Source organism: Serratia sp. NFX21 (assembly GCF_048517035.1).
GTDB lineage: Bacteria > Pseudomonadota > Gammaproteobacteria > Enterobacterales > Enterobacteriaceae > Serratia > Serratia quinivorans.
The window spans coordinates 4,797,826-4,821,323 of sequence record NZ_CP183196.1; the positions used below are offsets into that span (position 1 = coordinate 4,797,826).

The window sequence follows — 23,498 nt, forward strand, 5'->3', positions numbered from 1 at the left end:
CCGCCCGGTTTTCCATGGGGGTGATCAGTCGGTGACGGTAAAGCCCAGCATCATGCCGGTATCTTCATGTTCCAACAGGTGGCAGTGGGCCATATAGGCATGATCGCTATTGGCTGGGTGATCAAAGCGCACCAATACTTCACTGCGCCAACCTTCGACCCGCACCGTGTCTTTCCAGCCGCTGCGGTGAGCCGCCGGAGGTTTGCCGTTTTCCGACAGGATGCGGAACTGGGTGCCGTGAATATGGAACGGATGCAGCATCATGTCGCCCTCACCCGAAATGGTCCATTTTTCGTATTTGCCGCGCTTGGCCTCAAACATCGGCTTGGTCATGTCGAAGGCCTTGCCGTTGATCATATTGGCATGGCTGAAGTCGAACGACTTGGCACCATGATCCATCCCTTTCATATTGCCGTGGTCCATCCCCTTCATACTGCCATGGTCCATGCCTTTCATGCCGGCCATATCACCACCGTCTTTAGGCATGCTGCCGTGGTCCATGCTCATGCCGGCCATGGCCTGATGGCCGTAGCGGTCCATCAACGCCTGCATACCCAGCTTATCCAACTGCGGGTTCATCATCAGTTGCAACCAGCGCTCCTGGATCCCGCTTACCGCCGGTATTGCGGGCAATTTGACCAGGCTGTCCGGCATGCTCTTGATACCCTGCGCCAGCGAAGGCTGAATATGCAATACCGGCAGCGGCTGGTCGAACGGGGCCAGCGTCATGCCCATCTGTTTAACCGGCAGCGTAACAATATCGAAAGGCTTGCCGTCGGAGGCATCCACCAGCACTTCAAAGCGTTCGCCCATCAGCATCGACAGTTCGGTCAGCTTGACCGGCTCGGCCAAAAAGCCGCCATCGCTGGCGATCACGTAGAGCGGTCGATTATCGCTGGTTGCCAGATTCAGTGAACGCGCATTACAACCGTTGAGGAAACGCAAACGCAGCCAACCGCGCGGTGACACATGCCGTGGATACTGGGCACCGTTGGTGAACATGCGGTCACCGAACCAGCCTACTGCGGCACTCATTACGTCCAGCTGGTATTCAATCTGTGCATCTTTACCCAACCGTTTGTCCTGCAGGATCACCGGAATATCATCCTGCCCCCAGGTTTTAGGCAGCGGCAACTTGCTGCTCTCGTCGTCTTCCAGCAGAACCAGCCCCGCCAAACCCATCATCACTTGCTGGCCGGTCTTGCCGTGAGTATGCGGATGGAACCAGCAGGTGGCTGCGGGCTGTTCGACCTTGAACTGCACCCTGCGCGTGGTACCTGGCTGAATCAGTGCCTGCGGGCCGCCATCAACGTCACCGGGGATTTCCAGACCGTGCCAGTGAACGGTACTGGCCTCCGGCAAGCCATTGCGAATATCCACCGTCACCGGTTTGCCGCGCTGCAATCGCACCGCAGGCCCCAATAACGCCCCATTAACGCCCCAGGTTTGGGTCGCCTTGCCCGGCAGCCAGTTCATTTCGCCGGTTTGCAGCGCCAGCGCTATGTTCCCTTGAGCGTCCGGCATCAGCAGCGGCGGGATCGGCAACGCCGGCAGCTCGGCTGCCCACACGCCCCGGCTCCACAAGGGTAAAGCACTTGCCGCGCCCAGCGCAGCGGTCAATTTGATAAAATCACGGCGTAACATCGCTGACTCCCTTTTTCATTGATCGGCACTTAATGCGGCACAAGCTGTACTGCAACTTGAAAGAGTATGGGTATAGATTGATCTGTTCGCAGCCTAAACCCTCCCCTTAGCGGAAGGTCAAGCCTTTGCTGCCGGTTATGTTACCTGCCGGTAATAAAATTTGGTGCCTTTACAGGCAAGTGTGATAACGTCTGTGGACAATAAACAGGTCTATTTTCATGATGAAAAAAACAACGTTACTGGTGCTGCTGCTCACCATGCTGGGGTTCTCCAACGCCAGTCTGGCGCTGAATGAGTCTGAGGCGGAAGATCTGGCCGATCTGACGGCGGTCTTTATTTATTTGAAAAATGACTGCGGCTACAACGATTTGCCCAATGCACAAATCAAGCGCGCCATCGTTTATTTCGCTCAGCAAAACCGTTGGGATCTGACCAACTATAATAGTTTTAATATGAAGGCGCTGGGTGAAGACAGCTATCGCGATCTCAGCGGGATAGCCATCCCTACCCCTAACAAGTGCAAATCCCTGGCGCGCGACTCGCTGAGCCTGCTGGCATACGCCAACTAATCCCCCCGCCTTGCGCTACCTCTGTTTGAAATTCAGCCGTGCATCACCAGGCAGAGTTAGCTATGATGTTGCGCCAATTTTTCATGGCTGTTATTACGGAGTCCCCGCACATGACCCAGAAAGAAATTTGGTATGAAACGCTGCATGCCAACTTCGGCCAGTACTTCTCGGTAGAGAACGTACTGTATCGTGAGAAGACCGAGCATCAGGATTTGGTGATTTTTGAAAACCCGGTTCTGGGGCGCGTGATGGCGCTCGACGGCGTGGTGCAAACCACCGAGCGCGATGAGTTCATCTATCACGAAATGATGACCCACGTACCGCTGCTGGCCCACGGCCAGGCGAAGAAAGTGCTGATCATCGGCGGTGGCGACGGCGCCATGCTGCGCGAAGTCAGCCGCCATCAGGGCGTAGAGCAGATCACCATGGTTGAGATCGACGCCGGTGTGGTCGAGTTCTGTCGCCAATATCTGCCAAACCACAATGCCGGTGCTTATGACGATCCGCGCTTCAAGCTGGTGATCGACGACGGCGTCAACTTTGTTAATCAGACCGATGAAAAATTCGATGTGATTATCTCTGACTGTACCGATCCCATCGGCCCCGGCGAAAGTCTGTTCACCTCAGCATTCTACGAAGGCTGCGCGCGCTGCCTGAACGAAGGCGGCATTTTTGTTGCGCAGAACGGCGTGTGCTTCCTGCAGCAAGACGAAGCGGTCAATAGCCACACCAGGCTGAGCCAATACTTCAAGGACGTCAGCTTCTATCAGGCGGCGATCCCGACCTATTACGGCGGTATCATGACCTTCGCCTGGGCGAGCCAGGATCCGGCGCTGCGCCAGCTTGATCTGACCACGCTGCAACATCGCTTTCATCAAAGCGGCTTAAACTGTCGTTATTACAACCCGGCAATTCACGCGGGCAGCTTTGCTCTGCCGCAGTATTTGCTCGACGCACTGAACGTTTCACGTTAAGCGAGAAGATAAAGGAGGTGAACCAAATTGCATAAGCTAAAACTGCACGGCTTCAACAACCTGACCAAGAGCCTGAGTTTTTGTATTTACGATATTTGTTACGCCAAAACCGCGGATGACCGCGCTGGCTATATCGCCTACATTGACGAGCAATACAACGCCAATCGCCTGACCGAGATCCTGAGCGAAACCTGCTCGATCATTGGCGCCAATATTCTGAACATTGCCCGCCAGGACTATGAGCCTCAGGGTGCCAGCGTGACCATTCTGGTCAGCGAAGAGCCGGTGGATCCGAACGATGTCGATACCTCGGAACACCCAGGCCCGCTGTCAAAAACGGTGGTTGCCCACCTGGACAAGAGCCACATCTGCGTTCATACCTATCCGGAGAGCCATCCGGAAGGTGGTTTGTGCACTTTCCGCGCCGATATCGAAGTCTCGACCTGCGGCGTGATTTCACCGCTTAAAGCGCTGAATTACCTGATCCACCAGTTGGAATCCGACATCGTTACCATGGACTACCGCGTGCGTGGCTTTACCCGCGACGTGAACGGCGTGAAGCATTACATCGATCATGAGATCAACTCGATCCAGAACTTTATGCCTGATGATATGAAGGCGCTGTACCACATGATGGACGTGAATGTTTATCAGGAGAACATCTTCCATACCAAGATGTTGCTGAAGGATTTCGATCTGAAGCACTACCTGTTTAACGCCAAACCGGATGCGCTGAGTGCCGCCGAACGTAAAGAGATTACCGATCTGCTGTGGAAAGAGATGCAGGAAATCTATTACGGCCGCAATATTCCGCATCTGTGATAAGTAACGGGTGCGGCATGCCGCACCCTACTCTTAAATGCCTGTCTGTTTTCGCCCAAACCATAAGCCTCATTCGTCTACCTCTCTGAGTTATGTGATCCCTCTCCCATTATCATTTTTTGTCGATTGCCTGATGGGCCGGGAAGATAGAAGATTTAAATCTTCACAAAAATGAAAATTAAAAAAGATGAGCAAGGCATTTATTAAGAAGGAAGGTCTGGCGTTAGTCAGCCTGGCACGCTACCTGTTCGGACTGGCACCGGGTGCCCGTCTGAAAACCATTGATGAGCTGTCCAGCGAACTGAATCTCTCGGTCGGCGTGGTACAACACGCCTTGAAGACCCTGGAAACCGCGTCTTGCGTTACGCTGGAGCGTCGCGGCAGGAATGGCACCCTGCTTAGCAACATGAATTATCCGGCCCTGCTGGAGCAAGCGGATATCGGCAATATTGTGTGTGCCATGCCATTGCCCTACACCCGACTGTATGAAGGACTGGCCAGCGCGCTTAAGGCCCAGTTTGAGGGTTACCCACTCTATTACGCCCATATGCGCGGTGCAGATGTCCGCATTGAATGCCTGATCGACGGCGTTTATGACATGGCGGTCGTCTCCCATCTTGCCGCAGAAAGCTACTTGCGCGATGGCAAAGTCACTGCGGCAATGATGTTGGGGGCCGGTTCTTACGTTGACGGGCATCAGTTGGTTTATCGCAAAGGCGAAAAGCAGAACATCCGTCGTATTGGTCTGGACTCTCGTTCACCCGATCAGCGTTTACTCACGGAAGTGGTATTTGCCGGGCAGGATATTGAACGCATTAACCTGCCTTATAACGAATCTCTGACGCGGATTGAGCGGGGAGAAATAGATGCAACGGTGTGGAACGTAACCGAAGATCTCGACAGTCTGAACCTGGTCAAGGAACCCCTTAATCATTACCCGGTTAGCATTAAGGCTTCCGAAGCCGTCCTGCTGGTGCGCAATGATGACCGGGTGATCCCTCATCTGGTCAAGACGCTGGTTAACCTGCAGCGGCTATTGGCACATCAACAAGAAGTCAAAAAAGGCACCAGAGAACCCAGTTACTAACTCAGGAGCAGCAAAATGGAAACACGTCTGCAGATTTTACATGATGCCCAGGTCATCGATACTGAGGTCTATATCGGTATGCTCGAGGTCGTTAAACGGCTCGAGCAGCATTGGCAGCTTAATATCCGCCATACCCAGGGCGAAATGATGATTACCCATATGGCCAATGCCCTGACACGCGCACGCCGTGGGGAAATCATCGCGGCTATCGATCCGGAGCTATTAGATGAGATCGAAGCATCAAACGTCTTTGCCAACATCCGGGAAATCAACAGTGACCTGCTGAGTTTATTCGCATTTGCGATTCCAGATTCTGAACTCGGCTACCTACTGGCTAACGTTTTTGGCCTGTATCTCGCTCAGACAGACAGCAGCACAGTGTGAAGTTTTGATCACGCATTAAATATTCAAAAAAATGAATTAATAGCACACATCGAGGGACCTATGTTTCTAAATGCGCTGGAAAAACAAAACCCTGCCCTGATTGATGCCGCTGTTCACTTTTGGCGTAACGGCGCTATCAAGCCGGATTGCTACGTTATCGATGTCGACCTGGTATTGGAAAATGCCCGGCTATTACAGGAATGCGCAGAGAAACTGGGCCTTTCGCTGTACCTGATGAGCAAACAGTTTGGCCGCAATCCGCTGCTATGCCAGCTACTGTTGAAGCAGGGTTATCAGGGCATTGTCGCCGTTGATTTTAAAGAGGCGCGTCAACTTTGGCAGCAGGGTTTACCGATAGCCCACATTGGCCATCTGGTGCAAACGCCCGTCAATATGATTGATGAAGCCATTGCCCAGCGTCCAGAAGTCATTACCGTTTATAGCGTTGAAAAAGCACGGCAGATCTCCACTGCGGCGCTGCGCCAAAATCACCGGCAGGCACTGCTACTGAAAGTTCAGGATAAAGGCGACGTGGTCTATCCGGGCCAGGAGGCGGGTTTCTTATTGGCAGAACTGCCGGACGTGATTAATCAAATCAGCAGGATGGCAGGCGTTGAAATTATTGGGGTCACTCACTTCCCCTGCATGCTATTCAACGAGCAACGGCAAACTACCGAGGCAACCCCCAATCTCGCCACATTAGCCAGGGCAAAAAACCTGCTGGAACAGCAGGGTATTGAAGTTCGCCAAATGAATGCCGCTTCGGCAACCTGCATTGAAACCCTGCCCAAACTGGCCGCTGCCGGCGTGACCCATACCGAGCCCGGCCATGCCCTGACGGGCACGCAGCCCGCGAATCAGTACGGCGGCGGCCCGGAAAAAATAGCCATGCTTTATCTTTCTGAAATTTCGCACGGCCAGGACAACATCAGTTTCTGCTATGGCGGTGGCTACTATCGCCGCGGTCACCTGCAAAACGCGCTGGTGCTCGACGGCCAATGGCAGCGCTGTCGCGTACTGCCGATAGATAGCGACAGCATCGACTATACGCTGCCATTAGCAGGACGCTGGCCTGTCAGCAGCCCGGTGATTATGTGTTTTCGCACTCAGGTTTTTGTAACACGCAGCGATGTGGCGCTGATAAGCGGTATTCAAATGGGTAACCCTCAACTGTTGGGGGTGTTTGATAGTCTCGGTAACGACCTGGCAAGGAGCCATCATGGATAAGTTTGTGGTTTTGGTCATTGATAGTTTTGGCGTGGGCGCGATGGGCGATGTTCCCGAAGTGCGCCCACAGGACATTGGCGCCAATACTTGCGGCCATATTTTGCAACGGTTGCCCAATCTGCAACTGCCGATGTTGGAAAAGCTCGGTTTGATCAATGCGCTGCATATCGCCGAACCCGGCCATCGCGTCAGCGCCATGCACGAAAGCCCGACAGCGGCTTTTGGCGTCGCACTGCTGCAACACGAGGGCGGTGATACCTTCATGGGGCATCAGGAGATCATGGGTACCCTGCCGCTTCCTCCGGTGCGCATGCCCTTCTCTACCCGGCTTGAAAAGGTTGAACAGGCGCTAAAGAACGAAGGTTTTAAGGTCGAACGCTATCCGGCTCACAACAGCGAATTGCGTTTACTTTGGGTCAACGACGCAGTCGCCATTGGTGACAACCTCGAAGCGGATTTAGGCCAGGTGTTTAATGTCTGTGGCAATCTCTCGGCCATCAGTTTTGAACAGGTTGAAAAAATTGGTCGGGTGGTGCGCAGTTGTGTCGAAGTTGGCCGGGTTATCGCCTACGGCGGCTTGCTGGAAAGCAGTGAACAAATCCTGGCGGCGGTGGAAGTCAAAGATAACCGCTTTATCGGCATCAACAGCCCAAAGGCCGGGGTTTATCGGAACGGCTTCCAGGTGATCCACCTGGGCTATGGGGTCGATGCCAGCGTTCAGGTACCGCAACAATTATACCAGCAAGGCATTTTGACCGTCCTGGTAGGGAAAGTGGCCGATATTGTCGAAAACCCGCAGGGACGTAATTATCAGCAGCTGGTTGATTCGCAAACCATTCTGGATATCACGCTCGATGAATTGCAGCGCCCGGGGCCGGCGTTTATCTGCACCAATATTCAGGAAACCGATCTTGCCGGTCATGCGCAAGATGCAGAACGTTACGCCGAACGCCTGCAACTGGTCGATGCTTTACTGGCAAAACTCATCTCCGCGATGGATGGAAGCGATTGTCTGGTCGTCATGGCTGACCACGGTAACGATCCTACCGTTGGTCACAGCAAACACACGCGCGAGCAAGTTCCCCTGTTAATTTTTCGCCCAGGACAAGCGGCTTGCTCACTCGGTATTCGCACCACGCTTTCTGACGTGGGGGCAACAGTTTGTGAGTTCTTCAACGCTAAAGCTCCCTACAACGGCCGCTCATTTCTGGCCGCGCTTAACGCTTAGCGCCTAATGTACAGGGGCACTCTCACTGCCCCTGCCGGCACAATCAGTATTTCAGCATAAAAGAACGGTAGGCCTTCAGCACCTGCAGGAAATCTTCGACGCCGCAGAATGAGAGGCTTTCTTCGTCATAATAATTCATCCCCTCCTCCATCTCTTCGCCTTCAAACTCCAGCAGATTGGCACGGATCATTACTTCTTCACCGTCCATCAGCAATGTGTATTCATGGCCTTCCAACTGCCATTGACGCTCGCTGCCTTTCACTTCCGCCGCACCGGCTTCAATGCGATCCAGCAGGTTAAAATCGCCTTTGAGTTCTTCGTTGATCCAGTGGCCAATGACCTCATGCCCCATCGAAAATCTGACGATCACCTGTCCGGTCACGTCACGCAGAAATTCGTAATCCATAGCACGCCCTCCTGAGCCCTTTCTCTTAGTGTAAACATTAATTCATGACTAACTCAGTGAGCGCTCGCAAAGTTGGCAACTGAGAAAAATAAAACGGGAGGCCAAGGCCTCCCGTTAAACAGTTGCGCAATATAGCGACTTAAACAGCGGTTTGGAAGATCACGCCGTCGGCTTTTTCAGTGTACTGACCCAGTTGGTCAAAGTTCAGATAGCGGTAAGTATCCGCCGCCGTTTTATCAACCTGCGCCATGTACGTCTGGTACTCGTCCGGCGTTGGCAGGCGGCCCAGCAATGAAGCCACCGCCGCCAGTTCTGCAGACGCCAGATAGACGTTAGCGCCAGTACCCAAGCGGTTCGGGAAGTTACGGGTAGAGGTGGAAACTACCGTCGCACCATCAGCCACACGCGCCTGGTTACCCATGCACAGTGAACAACCCGGGATCTCGATGCGTGCCCCGCTCTTGCCGAATACGCTGTAGTAGCCCTCTTCGGTCAACTGAGCTGCGTCCATCTTGGTTGGCGGTGCTACCCACAGACGGGTCGGCAACTGGCCCTTGTGCTGATCCAGCAGCTTGCCGGCGGCACGGAAGTGGCCGATGTTGGTCATACAGGACCCGATGAACACTTCGTCGATCTTGCTGTTGGCCACATCTGACAGCAGACGCGCATCATCCGGATCGTTTGGCGCACACAGGATTGGCTGAGTGATCTCTGCCAGATCGATGTCGATCACCGCAGCGTATTCTGCATCCGCATCGCCTTCCAGCAGTTGCGGATCTGCCAGCCATTTCTGCATGCCCTGGATACGACGCTCCAGCGTACGGCGGTCGCCGTAACCTTCGGAGATCATCCACTTCAGCAGTACGATGTTGGAGTTCAGGTACTCTTCGATCGGTGCCTTGTCCAGTTTGATGGTGCAACCGGCAGCGGAACGCTCGGCAGAGGCGTCGGTCAGTTCAAACGCCTGCTCAACTTTCAGCTCCGGCAAACCTTCGATTTCCAGAATACGGCCGGAGAAGATGTTCTTCTTGCCCTTCTTCTCAACCGTCAGCAGACCCTGCTGGATGGCGTAGTAAGGAATGGCATGTACCAGGTCGCGCAGCGTGATACCTGGCTGCATTTTACCTTTGAAGCGCACCAGCACCGACTCAGGCATGTCCAGCGGCATCACGCCGGTGGCGGCTGCAAAGGCGACCAGGCCGGAACCCGCCGGGAAGGAAATACCAATCGGGAAACGGGTGTGGGAGTCACCGCCGGTACCCACGGTATCCGGCAGCAGCATGCGGTTCAACCAGGAGTGGATAACGCCGTCGCCAGGTCGCAGCGATACGCCACCACGGTTCATGATAAAGTCCGGCAGCGTATGGTGAGTGGTCACATCAACCGGTTTCGGGTACGCGGCAGTGTGACAGAACGACTGCATCACCAGATCGGCAGAGAAGCCCAGGCAAGCCAGGTCTTTCAGCTCATCACGGGTCATCGGGCCTGTGGTGTCCTGAGAACCGACAGAGGTCATCTTCGGCTCACAGTATTCCCCCGGACGCACGCCGGCAACGCCACAGGCGCGGCCAACCATTTTCTGCGCCAGCGAGAAGCCTTTGTTGCTGGCTGCCACTTCTTTGGCAATGCGGAACACATCGCTGTGCGGCAGACCCAAAGATTCACGTGCTTTCGTGGTCAGGCCACGACCGATGATCAGCGGAATACGGCCACCGGCGCGCACTTCGTCGAGCAGCACGTCGGTTTTTAGTTCGAAGTTGGCAATCAGTTCACCGGTTTCATGGTTACGCACTTCACCCTTGTACGGGTAAATGTCGATCACGTCACCCATGTTCAGGTCATTGACGTCCACTTCAATCGGCAACGCACCGGCATCTTCCATGGTGTTGAAGAAGATAGGCGCAATTTTGCCACCCAGCACCACACCGCCACCGCGCTTGTTAGGCACGTGCGGGATGTCGTCGCCCATAAACCACAGCACCGAGTTGGTGGCGGACTTACGGGATGAACCGGTACCGACCACGTCACCGACGTAGGCCAGCGGGAAGCCTTTTTTGTTCAGCAGTTCAATCTGCTTGATCGGGCCAACGCTACCCGGCTGATCCGGCACTATGCCTTCACGTTCGTTTTTCAGCATCGCCAGGGCGTGCAGCGGGATATCCGGGCGCGACCAGGCATCCGGTGCCGGTGACAGATCATCGGTATTGGTTTCACCGGTGACTTTAAACACGGTAACGGTGATTTTTTCCGCCAACTGCGGACGCGACAGATACCACTCGGCATCGGCCCAGGACTGCATAATCTGTTTGGCGTGTGGGTTACCCGCCTTGGCTTTCTCTTCCACGTCGTAGAAGTTATCAAACATCAGCAGCGTATGAGACAGCGCTTTGGCGGCAATTGCAGCCAATTTTTCGTTGTCCAGCGCGTCAATCAGCGGATGAATGTTATAGCCGCCCTGCATGGTGCCCAACAGTTCAATGGCTTTCTCAGGGGTAATCAGGGGGGAGGTTGCTTCGCCTTTGGCGATGGCCGCCAGGAAACCTGCTTTAACATAGGCGGCTTCGTCGACGCCTGGGGGTACACGGTTAATCAGCAGGTCTAACAGGAATTCTTCTTCGCCTTTTGGCGGATTCTTTAATGATTCAACCAGCGCTGCCATTTGGGTGGCGTCTAACGGCTTAGGGACGATGCCCTCTGCAGCACGCTCGGCTACGTGCTTACGGTATTCTTCTAGCACGACATTCTCCTCGCTCTCATTGTCATTTATTGTGCCTGGCGTTCTCTATTCAAACCGGGTTTAGCGCACGGTATTGATGCCATTGATCCTGACGGGGCACTGCTGTCGATGTCCTGGACTGTAAGTTACAGTGCCCGGTTCCGCTCAGCCAGCATATCAGGATTTGAATTGGTTGTTAATTCGTTCACATAAAAGCAACATTAAATCTTTGCTGAATCGTTGAGTACAGTGTAATCGGCTGCGGCAAAGGCTAGCCGCGGCTGCAGGTTGGGTCCGTCTACAACAAAATTAAGCCTGACGAGCACAACACAATACCCATTCACTTACAATGGCTATTGGTCGCGAATAGTAAAATTTGAGAGCGGAAGGCACAAAAAAACCGCCGTTAAGGCGGTTCTGTTGTTCCGTTCGGTGTTAGCAGGCACCTTACGGATTTCTTACATCGTTAAAGAACGATACAAGCGCCACAAAGCAGGGACATTGTGCGCAACGATGATTAAAAAACCAACAAGAAGAATGTCTGGAAATTCATTTCAACGTAATATTTAGCCGGGTCTGTTCTGCCGGTTTAGCAGTCGGTCATCGGGCATTCCACGCATAAAAAAACGGCCCCTTTTCAGGAGCCGCTTATCAACCTTTCAAACCAACAGAATTACTTCTTCTTGGCTTTCGGGTTAGGCAAGTCGGTGATGCTGCCTTCGTAGATCTCAGCCGCCAAACCTACGGATTCGTGCAGGGTTGGGTGAGCATGGATAGTCAGCGCGATGTCTTCTGCGTCGCAACCCATCTCGATAGCCAGACCGATCTCACCCAGCAGCTCGCCGCCGTTGGTGCCGACAATCGCGCCACCGATAATACGGTGAGTTTCTTTGTCGAAGATCAGTTTGGTCATGCCGTCTGCACAATCGGAAGCGATAGCACGGCCAGAAGCTGCCCACGGGAAGGTGGAAGTTTCGTAGCTGATGCCTTTCTCTTTCGCTTCTTTCTCGGTCAGACCCACCCAGGCAACTTCCGGCTCGGTATACGCGATCGATGGGATCACTTTCGGGTCGAAGTAGTGCTTCATGCCGGCGATAACTTCTGCGGCAACGTGGCCTTCATGCACGCCTTTGTGCGCCAGCATCGGTTGACCGACGATGTCGCCGATAGCGAAGATGTGCGGCACGTTGGTGCGCAGTTGTTTGTCGACGTTGATGAAACCACGCTCGTCAACTTCAACACCGGCTTTACCCGCTTCCAGCAGTTTGCCGTTCGGCACACGGCCGATAGCCACCAGCACCGCGTCGTAACGCTGTGGTTCTGCAGGGGCTTTTTTGCCTTCCATAGTGACATAGATGCCGTCTTCTTTGGCTTCTACCGCGGTCACTTTGGTTTCCAGCATCAGGTTGAACTGCTTGCTGATGCGTTTGGTGAAGACTTTCACCACGTCTTTGTCAGCAGCCGGGATCACCTGGTCAAACATTTCGACCACGTCGATCTGTGAACCCAGCGCATGGTATACGGTGCCCATTTCCAGGCCGATGATGCCGCCGCCCATAACCAGCAGACGCTCTGGGACAGTTTTCAGTTCCAGTGCATCGGTAGAGTCCCACACGCGTGGATCTTCATGAGGAATGAATGGCAGTTGGATCGGACGGGAACCTGCGGCAATGATGGCATTGTCGAAGTTGATGGTGGTTGGGCCATTTTCGCCTTCAACAACCAGGGTGTTAGCGCCGGTGAACTTGCCCAGGCCGTTAACCACTTTCACTTTACGGCCTTTAGCCATACCAGCCAGACCGCCGGTCAGCTGATTGATGACTTTTTCTTTCCAGACGCGCACTTTGTCGATGTCAGTTTTCGGCTCGCCGAAAACGATGCCGTGTTCGGCCAGGGCTTTGGCTTCTTCGATCACTTTGGCAACGTGCAACAGGGCTTTGGAAGGGATACATCCCACGTTCAGGCAAACCCCGCCCAGAGTGGAATAACGTTCAACCAGAACGGTTTCAAGACCTAAGTCAGCGCAACGAAAGGCAGCAGAGTAACCTGCCGGGCCCGCCCCAAGTACCACGACCTGAGTTTTAATTTCAGTACTCATCATGACCTCTTAATTGATTGTCCGGCGGGTCAGACGTCATTTTTATAGCTAATCGATCTCATAACGCCCTTCATCCACCGGGACGCTTACACCGCCAGCAGTTTACAGAATTGTTAATAATCTGCAAAGCGTGTTCGAGTGACCCGTGTCTCAACAATTTTGTCGAGTCGTGCAAAAACCGACAAAACTGCTACTGAAGTGATAAGGGCGCAGCATGCTGCGCCCTTTTTTCATTACATCACCATACGGCGGATGTCAGCCAGCATGTTGTTGATGATGGTAATAAAGCGCGCACCATCTGCACCGTCAATAACACGGTGGTCGAAGGAGAGCGACATTGGCATCATCAGGCGCGGCACGAACTCTTTACCGTTCCAGACCGGCTCCATAGCAGACTTGGAGACGCCCAGAATGGCCACTTCCGGTGCATTCACAATCGGTGCGAAGTGAGTCGTCCCGATACCGCCCAGACTAGAGATGGTGAAACACCCGCCCTGCATTTCGCCTGCGGTCAGCTTGCCGTCACGAGCTTTTTTGGAGATAGCCATCAGTTCGCGGGACAGTTCAGTGATGCTCTTCTTGTTCACATCCTTGAACACCGGAACCACCAGACCGTTTGGCGTATCAACCGCCACACCCACGTTGATGTATTTCTTCAACGTCAGCTTCTGGCCATCTTCGGACAGAGAGCTGTTGAAGCGCGGCATCTGCTCCAGAGCAGCAGCAACGGCTTTCATGATGAACACCACCGGGGTGAACTTCACGTCCAGCTTACGCTTGGCAGCTTCTTCGTTCTGTTGCTTGCGGAAAGCTTCCAGATCGGTGATATCGGTTTTGTCGAAGTGAGTCACGTGCGGGATCATCACCCAGTTGCGGCTCAGGTTGGCACCAGAGATTTTCTGGATACGACCCAGTTCCACTTCTTCGATTTCACCGAACTTGCTGAAGTCCACTTTCGGCCAAGGCAGCATGCCTGGCAGACCGCCACCGGCAGCAGCAGCAGGAGCCGCTTCTGCACGTTTGACCGCGTCTTTCACGTAAGTCTGAACGTCTTCGCGCAGGATGCGGCCTTTACGACCGGTGCCTTTCACTTTCGCCAGGTTTACGCCGAACTCACGCGCCAAACGGCGGATGACCGGGGTAGCGTGCACATAAGCGTCGTTCTCAGCGAACTCGCCTTTGGCAGCAGGTGCAGCCTGTTGGGCCGGTGCAGAACTTGCAGCCGGAGCCGGTGCAGCTTCTGCCTTCTGGGCTGGAGCGGCAGCAGGCGCAGCGCCTTCTACTTCGAACACCATGATCAGGGAACCGGTTTTCACTTTATCGCCGGCGCTGATTTTAATTTCTTTCACGGTACCTGCGAACGGTGCCGGCACTTCCATAGAAGCCTTGTCACCTTCAACGGTGATCAGTGACTGCTCAGCGGCAACTTTGTCGCCCACTTTAACCATCACTTCAGTGACTTCTACTTCGTCGCCGCCGATGTCCGGTACTGCAACGTCTTTGGCCGCAGAAGCCGCCGGTGCTGCAGGAGCAGCCGGAGCCTGTGCCGCAGCCGGAGCGGCAGCAGCAGCGGCGCCAGCCACTTCGAACACCATGATCATAGAACCGGTGGTGACTTTGTCGCCGGTGGCGATTTTGATCTCTTTCACGGTACCTGCGAACGGTGCCGGGACTTCCATTGAAGCCTTGTCGCCTTCAACGGTGATCAGGGACTGCTCGGCTTCCACCTTGTCGCCCACTTTCACCAGGATCTCGGTCACTTCAACTTCGTCAGCACCGATGTCCGGTACCGCAACGTCTTTGGCAGCAGCGGCAGCCGGTGCAGCAGCAGGTGCTGCGGCCGGTTTCTCTTCAGCCTTGGCAGCTGGTGCGGCCTGAGCCGCCCCTTCTGCTTCAAAGATCATCAGCAGTTTGCCGGTTTCGGTTTTATCACCGACGGCAACCTTGATTTCTTTAACCACACCCGCCTGCGGGGATGGGACTTCCATGGAAGCTTTATCACCTTCAACGGTGATCAGCGATTGTTCAGCTTCAACTTTATCGCCCACTTTCACCAGAATTTCGGTGATTTCCACTTCGTCTGCACCGATGTCCGGTACTTTAATTTCGATAGACATTCTTCTGTACCTCTTATGCCAGACGCGGGTTAACTTTTTCTGGGTTGATGTCGAATTTCTTAATCGCATCAGCTACCACAGAAGCTTCGATTTCACCGCGTTTAGCCAGTTCACCCAGTGCAGCAACCACAACGTAAGAAGCATCAACTTCAAAGTGGTGGCGCAGGTTTTCGCGGCTGTCTGAACGACCGAAGCCGTCAGTACCCAGAACGCGATAGTCGCTGGCTGGAACGTAAGTACGAACCTGTTCTGCGAACAGCTTCATGTAGTCGGTAGACGCAACCGCCGGCGCTTCGTTCATCACCTGAGCGATGTAAGGTACGCGCGGAGTTTCGGTTGGGTGCAGCATGTTCCAACGCTCACAATCCTGGCCATCACGCGCCAGTTCAGTGAAGGAAGTCACACTGTAGATGTCAGAACCCACGCCGTAATCGTCAGCCAGGATCTTCGCCGCTTCACGAACGTGACGCAGGATAGAACCTGAACCCAGCAACTGAACCTTGCCTTTGCTGCCTGCCAGAGTGTCCAGCTTATAGATACCTTTACGGATACCTTCTTCTGCACCCTGCGGCATAGCCGGCATGTGGTAGTTTTCGTTCAGAGTGGTGATGTAGTAGTAGACGTTTTCTTGCGCGTCACCGTACATGCGGACCAGACCGTCGTGCATGATCACTGCCACTTCGTACGCGTAAGCTGGATCGTAAGAGATACAGTTAGGAATAGTCAGGGACTGGATGTGGCTGTGGCCGTCTTCGTGCTGCAGACCTTCACCGTTCAGGGTGGTACGGCCTGAAGTACCGCCTACCAGGAAGCCGCGCGCCTGTTGGTCGCCTGCTGCCCAGCACAGGTCACCGATACGCTGGAAACCGAACATCGAATAGTAGATGTAGAACGGGATCATTGGCAGATCGTTGGTGCTGTAGGAAGTCGCTGCGGCCAACCATGAAGAGGCTGCGCCCAGTTCGTTGATGCCTTCCTGCAGGATCTGGCCTTTCTCGTCTTCTTTGTAGTAAGCAACCTGCTCACGGTCCTGCGGAGTGTACTGCTGGCCGTTCGGGCTGTAGATACCGATCTGACGGAACAGACCTTCCATGCCGAAGGTACGCGCTTCGTCGGCAATGATTGGAACCAGGCGATCTTTGATCGACTTGTTCTTCAGCATCACGTTCAGGGCACGCACGAAGGCGATGGTGGTAGAAATTTCTTTGTTCTGCTCTTCCAGCAAGGAGCTGAAGTCTGCCAGAGCCGGCATTTCCAGCTTCTCGGTGAACTTCGGCATACGGGTAGGCACATAGCCTGCCAGCGCCTGACGACGTTCGTGCAGATATTTGTACTCTTCGGAATCTTTCTCGAAGGTGACGTACGGCAGTTTTTCGATGTCAGCATCGGCAACCGGCACGTTGAAACGATCGCGGAAGTGGTGAACCCCTTCCATGTTCATTTTCTTCACCTGGTGAGCAATGTTTTTACCTTCCGCGGTTTCACCCATGCCGTAACCTTTGATGGTATGGGCCAGGATAACGGTTGGTTTGCCTTGGGTGTCCTGCGCTTTTTTCAGTGCAGCAAAGACTTTCTTCGGATCGTGACCGCCACGGTTCAGCGCCCAGATCTCTTCGTCGGTCATATCTTTGACCAACGCAGCAGTTTCCGGGAAGCGACCGAAGAAGTGCTCACGTACGTAAGCGCCGTCTTTGGATTTGAAGGTCTGGTAGTCGCCGTCCAGGGTTTCGTTCATCAGTTGGATCAGCTTGCCGCTGGTATCTTTACGCAGCAGTTCATCCCAACGACCACCCCAGATCACTTTCAGTACCTGCCAGCCTGCGCCCGCGAAGATGCCTTCCAGCTCATTGATGATCTTGCCGTTACCGGTGACCGGGCCGTCCAGACGCTGCAGGTTGCAGTTGATGACGAATACCAGGTTGTCCAGCTTCTCACGGGTAGCGATGGTGATCGCGCCCTTGGATTCCGGCTCATCCATCTCGCCGTCGCCCAGGAAGGCGTAAACGGTTTGAGCAGAGGTGTTCTTCAGGCCACGGTGTTCCAGATATTTCAGGAACTTCGCTTGATAGATGGCGCTGATTGGGCCCAGGCCCATGGAAACGGTCGGGAACTGCCAGAATTCCGGCATCAATTTAGGATGCGGGTAAGACGACAGGCCTTTGCCGTGAACTTCCTGACGGAAGTTATTCATTTGGTCTTCGGTCAAGCGGCCTTCAAGGAAGGCACGTGCGTAAACGCCCGGAGAGATGTGGCCCTGGAAGTAAACCAGATCGCCGCCATCTTGTTCGGTGCGTGCACGGAAGAAGTGGTTGAAGCAGACTTCATAGAAGGTCGCAGAAGATTGGAAGGAAGCCATGTGGCCGCCCAGATCCAGATCTTTTTTGGAAGCACGAAGAACGGTCATTACCGCATTCCAGCGAATAGCGCTGCGGATACGACGCTCAAGATCCAGGTTACCAGGGTAAGCAGGTTCGTCTTCCACCGCGATGGTGTTGACGTAGTTGTGAGCCGCAGCACCGGCTGCAACGCTAACACCGCCTTTACGGGCTTCACCCAGAACCTGATCAATCAGAAACTGAGCTCGCTCAACACCCTCTTCACGGATGACCGATTCGATCGCCTGCAGCCAGTCGCGGGTTTCGATCGGATCCACGTCATTGTTTAAACGTTCTGACATGGTGGTATTCCTTATCTGTCTAATGGTTTGTTTTGGAGCCTGTCTTCCTGTGTTCTGAGGCAAAACACACGAAGACAGGCCCATCAGTTTAGTTGCCGCTTACTTAAATGCTTAATTAAGCACTTCGAACGTAAACCCCGCAGGCTGGTGTGCCCTGAAGAGAACCGCTCTTAATCCTTGCGTTGCTGGAGACGCCGCAGCGATCTCTCGCGTCGGGTATGCTCCCGACTGAGATCCAGCAAAATTTCCTCGATAAACGCCAAATGGCGGTGCGAGGCTTCACGAGCTTTTTCTGGCTCGCGTGCCACAATCGCCTCAAAAATTCCGGCGCGGTGGCTGCTCACTTTTGCCAACATCTCACGGCGCGAGTAGAGCAATTCAAAGTTCTGACGCACGTTCTGTTCCAGCATCGGCCCCATACAGCGCAGCAGGTGCAGTAACACAACGTTGTGGGCAGCTTCGGTCACGGCGATTTGGTATTGCATGACCGCGTCGGCTTCGGCGTCGAGATCGCCGCTGTCCTGGGCCTGCTGAATCAGCATATGGCAATCGCGGATGCGTGCCAGATCTTCGTCGGTACCGCGCAACGCCGCGTAATAGGCAGCAATGCCTTCGAGGGCATGACGGGTTTCCAACAGATCGAATTGTGATTCAGGATGGTCGGCCAGCAGTTCAGCCAGCGGATCGCTAAAGCTCTGCCACAGATTAGTTTGTACAAAGGTGCCACCGCCCTGACGGCGCAGGAGCAACCCTTTGGCTTCCAGGCGCTGGATAGCCTCTCTCAGAGAAGGACGGGAAACATCAAATTGTTTCGCCAGTTCACGCTCCGGTGGCAGTTTTTCGCCTGGACGCAGTGTTCCCTCGAGGATCAGGTGTTCGAGCTGCTGCTCGATGACGTCTGACAACTTGGGTTGGCGGATTTTGCTGTAGGCCATGGGTGATTTCTTCTCTGCGAATGGCGCGGAGTCAATTGGTAATACCAATTTCAAAAACGTGACGGTAAAGTAACAAAGTATTCACCTCCTGTCCATATGGGCCTTGATCGAAATCAGGTTACCCGCACATTTTAACACCTCAATACCAGACCTGCTGCAAACCGCTAACGCGCGCTTGGTAATACCATTTACGAGGTAGGTTTTTGATTTAACTTTTGCGAAACCTGCCGTCAGGCAGACTGAAGTCTCTAAAGTAGAATTCTATTGCATGTTTATTAAACTTTGACGAATACCTATTTACATCGCAAAAGGTGCGTTCGGCCGGTTAATATTTCGCCACCAACCAGCCGCCAGAGCTAAATTATTTTTGCGCATTATGTGAGTTAATGCTTATTTCATGCATTGAATCCCCCCTGTCGTCACACAACCCGCATTTTGTTTCCTAAACTGCTGAAATCTTAATCACTCACTACATAAAGCAGGTGCAAACTGGCGCACATAACATTATTCTTTGCCAAACGGTAGCGGCTCCGTGGAATTAATAGATATAACGCCGTAAATAAAACAAAACACACATCGTAACCACTGCTTTACAGCATGTGAGTAATTCTGCAACGACAGAGGGTTTGATTGATGGATGGTCAACAGCATGATGGCGACCAGCTGAAACGCGGGCTTAAAAACCGCCATATTCAGCTTATTGCACTAGGGGGCGCTATTGGTACCGGGCTATTTCTCGGCATCGCGCAAACAATAAAGATGGCCGGCCCTTCGGTCATTCTCGGTTATGCCATTGGCGGCTTTATCGCATTTCTGATCATGCGCCAACTGGGTGAAATGGTGGTCGAAGAGCCGGTGGCCGGTTCCTTTAGCCACTTCGCCTATAAATACTGGGGCAACTTCGCCGGCTTCGCTTCCGGCTGGAACTACTGGGTGCTGTACGTCCTGGTTGCCATGGCGGAACTGACCGCGGTGGGGATCTATGTGCAGTACTGGTGGCCGGAGATCCCGACCTGGGTGTCGGCAGCCGTATTCTTCCTGGCGATTAATGCCATCAACCTGGCAAACGTGAAGGTGTATGGCGAGATGGAATTCTGGTTCGCCATCATCAAGGTCGTGGCGATTATCGGCATGATCGTGTTCGGTGCCTACCTGCTGTTCAGCGGCATGGGCGGGCCGGAAGCCACAGTGACCAATCTGTGGGCGCAGGGCGGGTTCTTCCCGAACGGCGTCATGGGGCTGGTGATGGCGATGGCGGTGATCATGTTCTCGTTCGGTGGGCTGGAGTTGGTGGGCATCACCGCGGCAGAAGCCGACAACCCGCAGAAAAGCATTCCCAAAGCGACCAACCAGGTTATCTACCGCATCCTGCTGTTCTATATCGGTTCACTGACCATTCTGTTGTCGCTGTACCCGTGGGGTAAAGTGGTTGAAGGCGGTAGCCCGTTCGTACTGATCTTCCACGCGCTGAACAGCAACCTGGTAGCAACGGTGCTGAACGTGGTGGTGTTGACCGCCGCGCTGTCGGTATACAACAGCTGCGTCTACTGCAACAGCCGCATGCTGTACGGCCTGGCAAAACAGGGCAACGGGCCGAAAAGCCTGCTGAAAGTCGACGGTCGCGGCGTCCCTGTCATTGCGATTGCCGTTTCCGCCACCGCCACGGCGTTCTGCGTACTGATTAACTACCTGATCCCCGGCCGTGCCTTCGAACTGCTGATGGCGTTGGTGGTGTCGGCACTGGTGATCAACTGGGCGATGATCAGCCTGGCGCACCTGAAGTTCCGCGCAGCCAAGAACCGCGAAGGTGTTGAACCGAAGTTCAAAGCCTTCTGGTACCCGTTCAGCAACTATCTGTGCCTGGTGTTTATGGCCGCTATCCTGGTGATCATGTACCTGACGCCGGGGATCCAAATCTCGGTGTTGCTGATCCCGGTTTGGGTCGCCATTTTAGGCATCGGCTATGCCATTAAACAGCGTAGCCAGCGTGCCGTGAGCGCAGCCGGTCGCGGGTAACCAAGCCAAAAAACAAGGCCTGCAGTGCAAACTGTGGGCCTTTTTATTGCCGACTATTTTGCAAGCTGGCTCACAGTTTCCCCGCCACGGTGGATTTGTCCATCTCTACAACCATTCACTTCTGATAACTCGCCGCCAACCGGGACAATAATCGTTGCCACTCAGTTAGACTTTGCCGGCGCGGAGAAAATGTCCATGAAGAGCAACGCCCTATCAATAAAAGAAAAGATTGGCTACGGCATGGGAGATGCCGGCTGCAACATGATCGGCGGAGCGATTATGCTGTTTCTCAACTATTTCTATACCGATATCTACGGTCTGACTCCCGCACTGGTCGGCGTGCTGCTGCTGTCAGTCCGCGTGCTGGATGCCATCACCGATCCGATCATGGGCGCAATAGCCGATCGCACCCAAAGCCGTTGGGGTCGCTTTCGCCCCTGGTTGCTGTGGATCTCCCTGCCATATGTATTATTCAGCGTGTTGATGTTTACGACGCCGGAATGGAGCTACAACAGCAAAGTGGTCTATGCCTTCGCCACTTACTTCTTGATGTCGCTGACCTACACGGCGATCAATATCCCCTACTGTTCGCTGGGCGGCGTGATCACCGCCGATCCGCACGAACGGGTCTCCTGTCAGTCCTACCGTTTTATCCTGGTCGGTATCGCTACCCTGATCCTGTCCCTGACGCTGCTGCCAATGGCTGAATGGTTTGGCGGCGCAAACAAGGCGCGTGGCTATCAGATGGCAATGGGTGTACTGGCACTGATTGCCCTGTTCATGTTTCTGTTCTGCTTTGCCACGGTCAAAGAACGTATACGTCCGGCAGTGCCAACCCATGACGCCCTTAAATCCGATCTGAGAGACGTGTGGAAAAACGATCAGTGGGTGCGCATTCTGCTGCTGACGTTTTGCAACGTCTGCCCCGGTTTTATCCGCATGGCCGCCACCATGTATTACGTCACCTACGTCATGCAACAATCAACCTCCTTTGCCAGTCTGTTTATCGCGCTGGGCGTCGTTGGCATGATGGTTGGCAGCGCATTGGCCAAGCCCCTGACCGATCGCTTCTGCAAACTGAAAGTGTTCTTCTGGACCAATATTTTGCTGGCGGCGTTTTCGTGCGGCTTCTATTTCCTCAACCCTCAGTTCACTTCACTGATCGTCGCCGCCTATTTCCTGCTGAATATCCTGCATCAGATCCCTTCGCCGCTGCACTGGTCGTTAATGGCCGACGTGGACGATTACGGCGAATGGAAAACCGGCAAGCGCATCACCGGCATCAGTTTTTCCGGCAATCTGTTCTTCCTTAAGGTCGGGCTGGCGGTGGCCGGCGCCATGGTGGGCTTCCTGATGTCGCTGTCCGGCTATCAGGCCGATGCGGTCAGCCAAAGCGCTGGCGCACTTAACAGCATCGTGCTGTTGTTCACCGTGATCCCCGGTATCGGATATCTGATCACTGCCGGCGTGGTACGCCTGCTGAAGGTTGATCGCCAACTGATGCGTCAGATTCAGATCGACCTGGAAAAGCGACGCATTAATTACCGCGAGCTAACCGACTACTCTGAGCAGCAACTAAAAACCCGAACCCCGTAAGGAGCCTGCGATGCGCGACTACCCTAATCCCTTGATTGAACAGCGGGCCGATCCCTTTGTTTTGCGCCACAGCGATGGCTATTACTACTTCACCGCCTCGGTACCGGAATATGACCGGTTAGAACTTCGACGCGCGCGTAGCCTCAGCGAACTGGCGCAAGCCAGCCCGACGGTGGTATGGCGAAAACCACAGCAGGGACCGATGAGCCATTTAATCTGGGCGCCGGAACTGCACTTTATTAACGGCAAATGGTATTTATACTTCGCCGCAGCCCATAGCCCGGAGATTGCCAATGGCCTGTTCCAGCACCGAATGTTTGCTCTGGAATGCAGCGCTGCCAACCCGCTGACCGGAGAGTGGGAGGAAAAAGGCCGAATTTATACCCATATCGACAGTTTCTCCCTCGACGCCACCCACTTCGAACATCGTGGCAAACACTATTATCTCTGGGCGCAGAAGGATCCGGCGATCCACGGCAACTCCAACCTGTATCTGGCCGAAATGGAAGATCCCTGGACGCTGAAGGGCCGGCCGGTGATGCTCAGCCAACCTGAACTCCCTTGGGAAACCGTCGGGTTCTCGGTCAATGAAGGACCGGCGGTGATCGCCCATGGCCAAAGAATATTTATCAGCTACTCCGCCAGCGCGACCGACGAGAATTATTGCCTCGGTCTGTTATGGGCCGATATCGACAGCGACATCACCGATGCCGCCCAATGGCATAAGCTCGAACAGCCCGTGTTTCGCACCAGCGTAAAAAACCGCCAGTTCGGCCCCGGGCACAACAGCTTTACCCTGGATGAACAGGGGCGAGATATCTTGGTTTACCATGCGCGTAATTACACGGAAATCGAAGGGGATCCGCTCTATGACCCAAATCGTCATACACGGATTAAACCGCTGGAATGGGATGAGGAAGGAATGCCGGTATTCGGTGAACCCCCGGCAGATAATCGTTAATCAAAAATGGCTCGATATGCCGAGCCATTTCAGACTACTGA

General features: G+C 54.1%; 17 protein-coding genes. 10 read left to right on the forward strand and 7 right to left on the reverse strand.

From position 1 onward, the window contains the following. Positions 1-24 precede the first annotated feature (24 nt). Positions 25-1,644 carry a multicopper oxidase CueO gene (cueO, locus tag ACNT1W_RS22410; RefSeq protein ID WP_261132608.1) on the reverse strand — a complete coding sequence of 540 codons (1,620 nt, stop codon included), beginning with the start codon at positions 1,642-1,644 and terminating at the stop codon, positions 25-27. 221 nt (positions 1,645-1,865) lie between these two features. Here cueO and ACNT1W_RS22415 point away from each other — a divergent pair, with 221 nt between their 5' ends. From ACNT1W_RS22415 to ACNT1W_RS22445, 7 genes are all read left to right on the forward strand, one after another. Next, positions 1,866-2,213: a YacC family pilotin-like protein gene (locus tag ACNT1W_RS22415; protein WP_037410781.1), complete on the forward strand. Its 348-nt coding sequence runs from the start codon at positions 1,866-1,868 to the stop codon at positions 2,211-2,213. A 110-nt stretch (positions 2,214-2,323) separates the two neighbouring features. Continuing rightward, positions 2,324-3,187 carry a polyamine aminopropyltransferase gene (gene speE / locus ACNT1W_RS22420; RefSeq protein ID WP_012146703.1) on the forward strand — a complete coding sequence of 288 codons (864 nt, stop codon included), beginning with the start codon at positions 2,324-2,326 and terminating at the stop codon, positions 3,185-3,187. 27 nt (positions 3,188-3,214) lie between these two features. Beyond that, positions 3,215-4,009 carry an adenosylmethionine decarboxylase gene (gene speD, locus ACNT1W_RS22425; protein ID WP_419246154.1) on the forward strand — a complete coding sequence of 265 codons (795 nt, stop codon included), beginning with the start codon at positions 3,215-3,217 and terminating at the stop codon, positions 4,007-4,009. Positions 4,010-4,196: 187 nt separating this feature from the next. Then, positions 4,197-5,096, forward strand: a complete 900-nt coding sequence (yhfZ, locus tag ACNT1W_RS22430) for a GntR family transcriptional regulator YhfZ (protein WP_115183849.1) — start codon at positions 4,197-4,199, stop codon at positions 5,094-5,096. Between the two features lie 15 nt (positions 5,097-5,111). Further along, positions 5,112-5,480 carry a PRD domain-containing protein gene (locus tag ACNT1W_RS22435; protein ID WP_012146706.1) on the forward strand — a complete coding sequence of 123 codons (369 nt, stop codon included), beginning with the start codon at positions 5,112-5,114 and terminating at the stop codon, positions 5,478-5,480. Between the two features lie 60 nt (positions 5,481-5,540). Beyond that, positions 5,541-6,707, forward strand: coding sequence for a YhfX family PLP-dependent enzyme (locus tag ACNT1W_RS22440; RefSeq protein WP_012146707.1), 1,167 nt, complete (start codon positions 5,541-5,543; stop codon positions 6,705-6,707). Then, positions 6,700-7,935 (forward strand): phosphopentomutase, encoded by a 1,236-nt coding sequence (locus tag ACNT1W_RS22445; protein ID WP_419246155.1) that lies wholly within the window; start codon positions 6,700-6,702, stop codon positions 7,933-7,935. The genes ACNT1W_RS22440 and ACNT1W_RS22445 overlap by 8 nt, the downstream gene beginning before the upstream one ends. Before the next feature lie 43 nt (positions 7,936-7,978). Here ACNT1W_RS22445 and yacL read toward each other — a convergent pair whose 3' ends face one another. From yacL to pdhR, 6 genes are all read right to left on the reverse strand, one after another. After that, positions 7,979-8,341, reverse strand: coding sequence for a protein YacL (gene yacL, locus ACNT1W_RS22450; protein WP_012146709.1), 363 nt, complete (start codon positions 8,339-8,341; stop codon positions 7,979-7,981). A gap of 139 nt (positions 8,342-8,480) precedes the next feature. Then, positions 8,481-11,078, reverse strand: coding sequence for a bifunctional aconitate hydratase 2/2-methylisocitrate dehydratase (acnB, locus tag ACNT1W_RS22455; RefSeq protein ID WP_012146710.1), 2,598 nt, complete (start codon positions 11,076-11,078; stop codon positions 8,481-8,483). 652 nt (positions 11,079-11,730) lie between these two features. Then, entirely contained in the window at positions 11,731-13,155 is a 1,425-nt protein-coding gene (gene lpdA / locus ACNT1W_RS22460) for a dihydrolipoyl dehydrogenase (protein WP_012146711.1), read from the reverse strand. Positions 13,156-13,388: 233 nt separating this feature from the next. Further along, a complete protein-coding gene (aceF, locus tag ACNT1W_RS22465; protein ID WP_419246156.1) occupies positions 13,389-15,272 on the reverse strand; it encodes a pyruvate dehydrogenase complex dihydrolipoyllysine-residue acetyltransferase in 1,884 nt (627 codons plus the stop codon). A 13-nt stretch (positions 15,273-15,285) separates the two neighbouring features. Further along, the gene (aceE, locus tag ACNT1W_RS22470; protein ID WP_012146713.1) at positions 15,286-17,949 is read right to left on the reverse strand and encodes a pyruvate dehydrogenase (acetyl-transferring), homodimeric type; all 2,664 of its coding nucleotides are present in this window, start codon (positions 17,947-17,949) and stop codon (positions 15,286-15,288) included. A 170-nt stretch (positions 17,950-18,119) separates the two neighbouring features. Further along, positions 18,120-18,884, reverse strand: coding sequence for a pyruvate dehydrogenase complex transcriptional repressor PdhR (pdhR, locus tag ACNT1W_RS22475; RefSeq protein WP_012146714.1), 765 nt, complete (start codon positions 18,882-18,884; stop codon positions 18,120-18,122). A 633-nt stretch (positions 18,885-19,517) separates the two neighbouring features. Here pdhR and ACNT1W_RS22480 point away from each other — a divergent pair. The 3 genes from ACNT1W_RS22480 (at position 19,518) to ACNT1W_RS22490 (ending at position 23,457) form a co-directional block, all read left to right on the forward strand. After that, entirely contained in the window at positions 19,518-20,900 is a 1,383-nt protein-coding gene (locus ACNT1W_RS22480) for an amino acid permease (RefSeq protein ID WP_017893950.1), read from the forward strand. A gap of 195 nt (positions 20,901-21,095) precedes the next feature. Continuing rightward, positions 21,096-22,496 carry a glycoside-pentoside-hexuronide (GPH):cation symporter gene (locus ACNT1W_RS22485; RefSeq protein ID WP_012146716.1) on the forward strand — a complete coding sequence of 467 codons (1,401 nt, stop codon included), beginning with the start codon at positions 21,096-21,098 and terminating at the stop codon, positions 22,494-22,496. 10 nt (positions 22,497-22,506) lie between these two features. After that, on the forward strand, positions 22,507-23,457 hold the full coding sequence (locus tag ACNT1W_RS22490; protein WP_112363504.1) for a family 43 glycosylhydrolase: 951 nt from the start codon (positions 22,507-22,509) through the stop codon (positions 23,455-23,457). Positions 23,458-23,498 lie beyond the last annotated feature (41 nt).

Bases quoted from the DNA above. Each gene is read 5' to 3' on its own strand.
- aceF (WP_419246156.1), bottom strand. From the start codon at position 15,272: ATGTCTATCGAAATTAAAGTACCGGACATCGGTGCAGACGAAGTGGAA.
- aceE (WP_012146713.1), bottom strand. From the start codon at position 17,949: ATGTCAGAACGTTTAAACAATGACGTGGATCCGATCGAAACCCGCGAC.
- yacL (WP_012146709.1), bottom strand. From the start codon at position 8,341: ATGGATTACGAATTTCTGCGTGACGTGACCGGACAGGTGATCGTCAGA.
- ACNT1W_RS22440 (WP_012146707.1), top strand. From the start codon at position 5,541: ATGTTTCTAAATGCGCTGGAAAAACAAAACCCTGCCCTGATTGATGCC.
- lpdA (WP_012146711.1), bottom strand. From the start codon at position 13,155: ATGAGTACTGAAATTAAAACTCAGGTCGTGGTACTTGGGGCGGGCCCG.
- cueO (WP_261132608.1), bottom strand. From the start codon at position 1,644: ATGTTACGCCGTGATTTTATCAAATTGACCGCTGCGCTGGGCGCGGCA.
- ACNT1W_RS22415 (WP_037410781.1), top strand. From the start codon at position 1,866: ATGAAAAAAACAACGTTACTGGTGCTGCTGCTCACCATGCTGGGGTTC.
- speE (WP_012146703.1), top strand. From the start codon at position 2,324: ATGACCCAGAAAGAAATTTGGTATGAAACGCTGCATGCCAACTTCGGC.
- ACNT1W_RS22480 (WP_017893950.1), top strand. From the start codon at position 19,518: ATGGATGGTCAACAGCATGATGGCGACCAGCTGAAACGCGGGCTTAAA.
- ACNT1W_RS22490 (WP_112363504.1), top strand. From the start codon at position 22,507: ATGCGCGACTACCCTAATCCCTTGATTGAACAGCGGGCCGATCCCTTT.
- ACNT1W_RS22485 (WP_012146716.1), top strand. From the start codon at position 21,096: ATGAAGAGCAACGCCCTATCAATAAAAGAAAAGATTGGCTACGGCATG.
- pdhR (WP_012146714.1), bottom strand. From the start codon at position 18,884: ATGGCCTACAGCAAAATCCGCCAACCCAAGTTGTCAGACGTCATCGAG.
- yhfZ (WP_115183849.1), top strand. From the start codon at position 4,197: ATGAGCAAGGCATTTATTAAGAAGGAAGGTCTGGCGTTAGTCAGCCTG.
- ACNT1W_RS22435 (WP_012146706.1), top strand. From the start codon at position 5,112: ATGGAAACACGTCTGCAGATTTTACATGATGCCCAGGTCATCGATACT.
- ACNT1W_RS22445 (WP_419246155.1), top strand. From the start codon at position 6,700: ATGGATAAGTTTGTGGTTTTGGTCATTGATAGTTTTGGCGTGGGCGCG.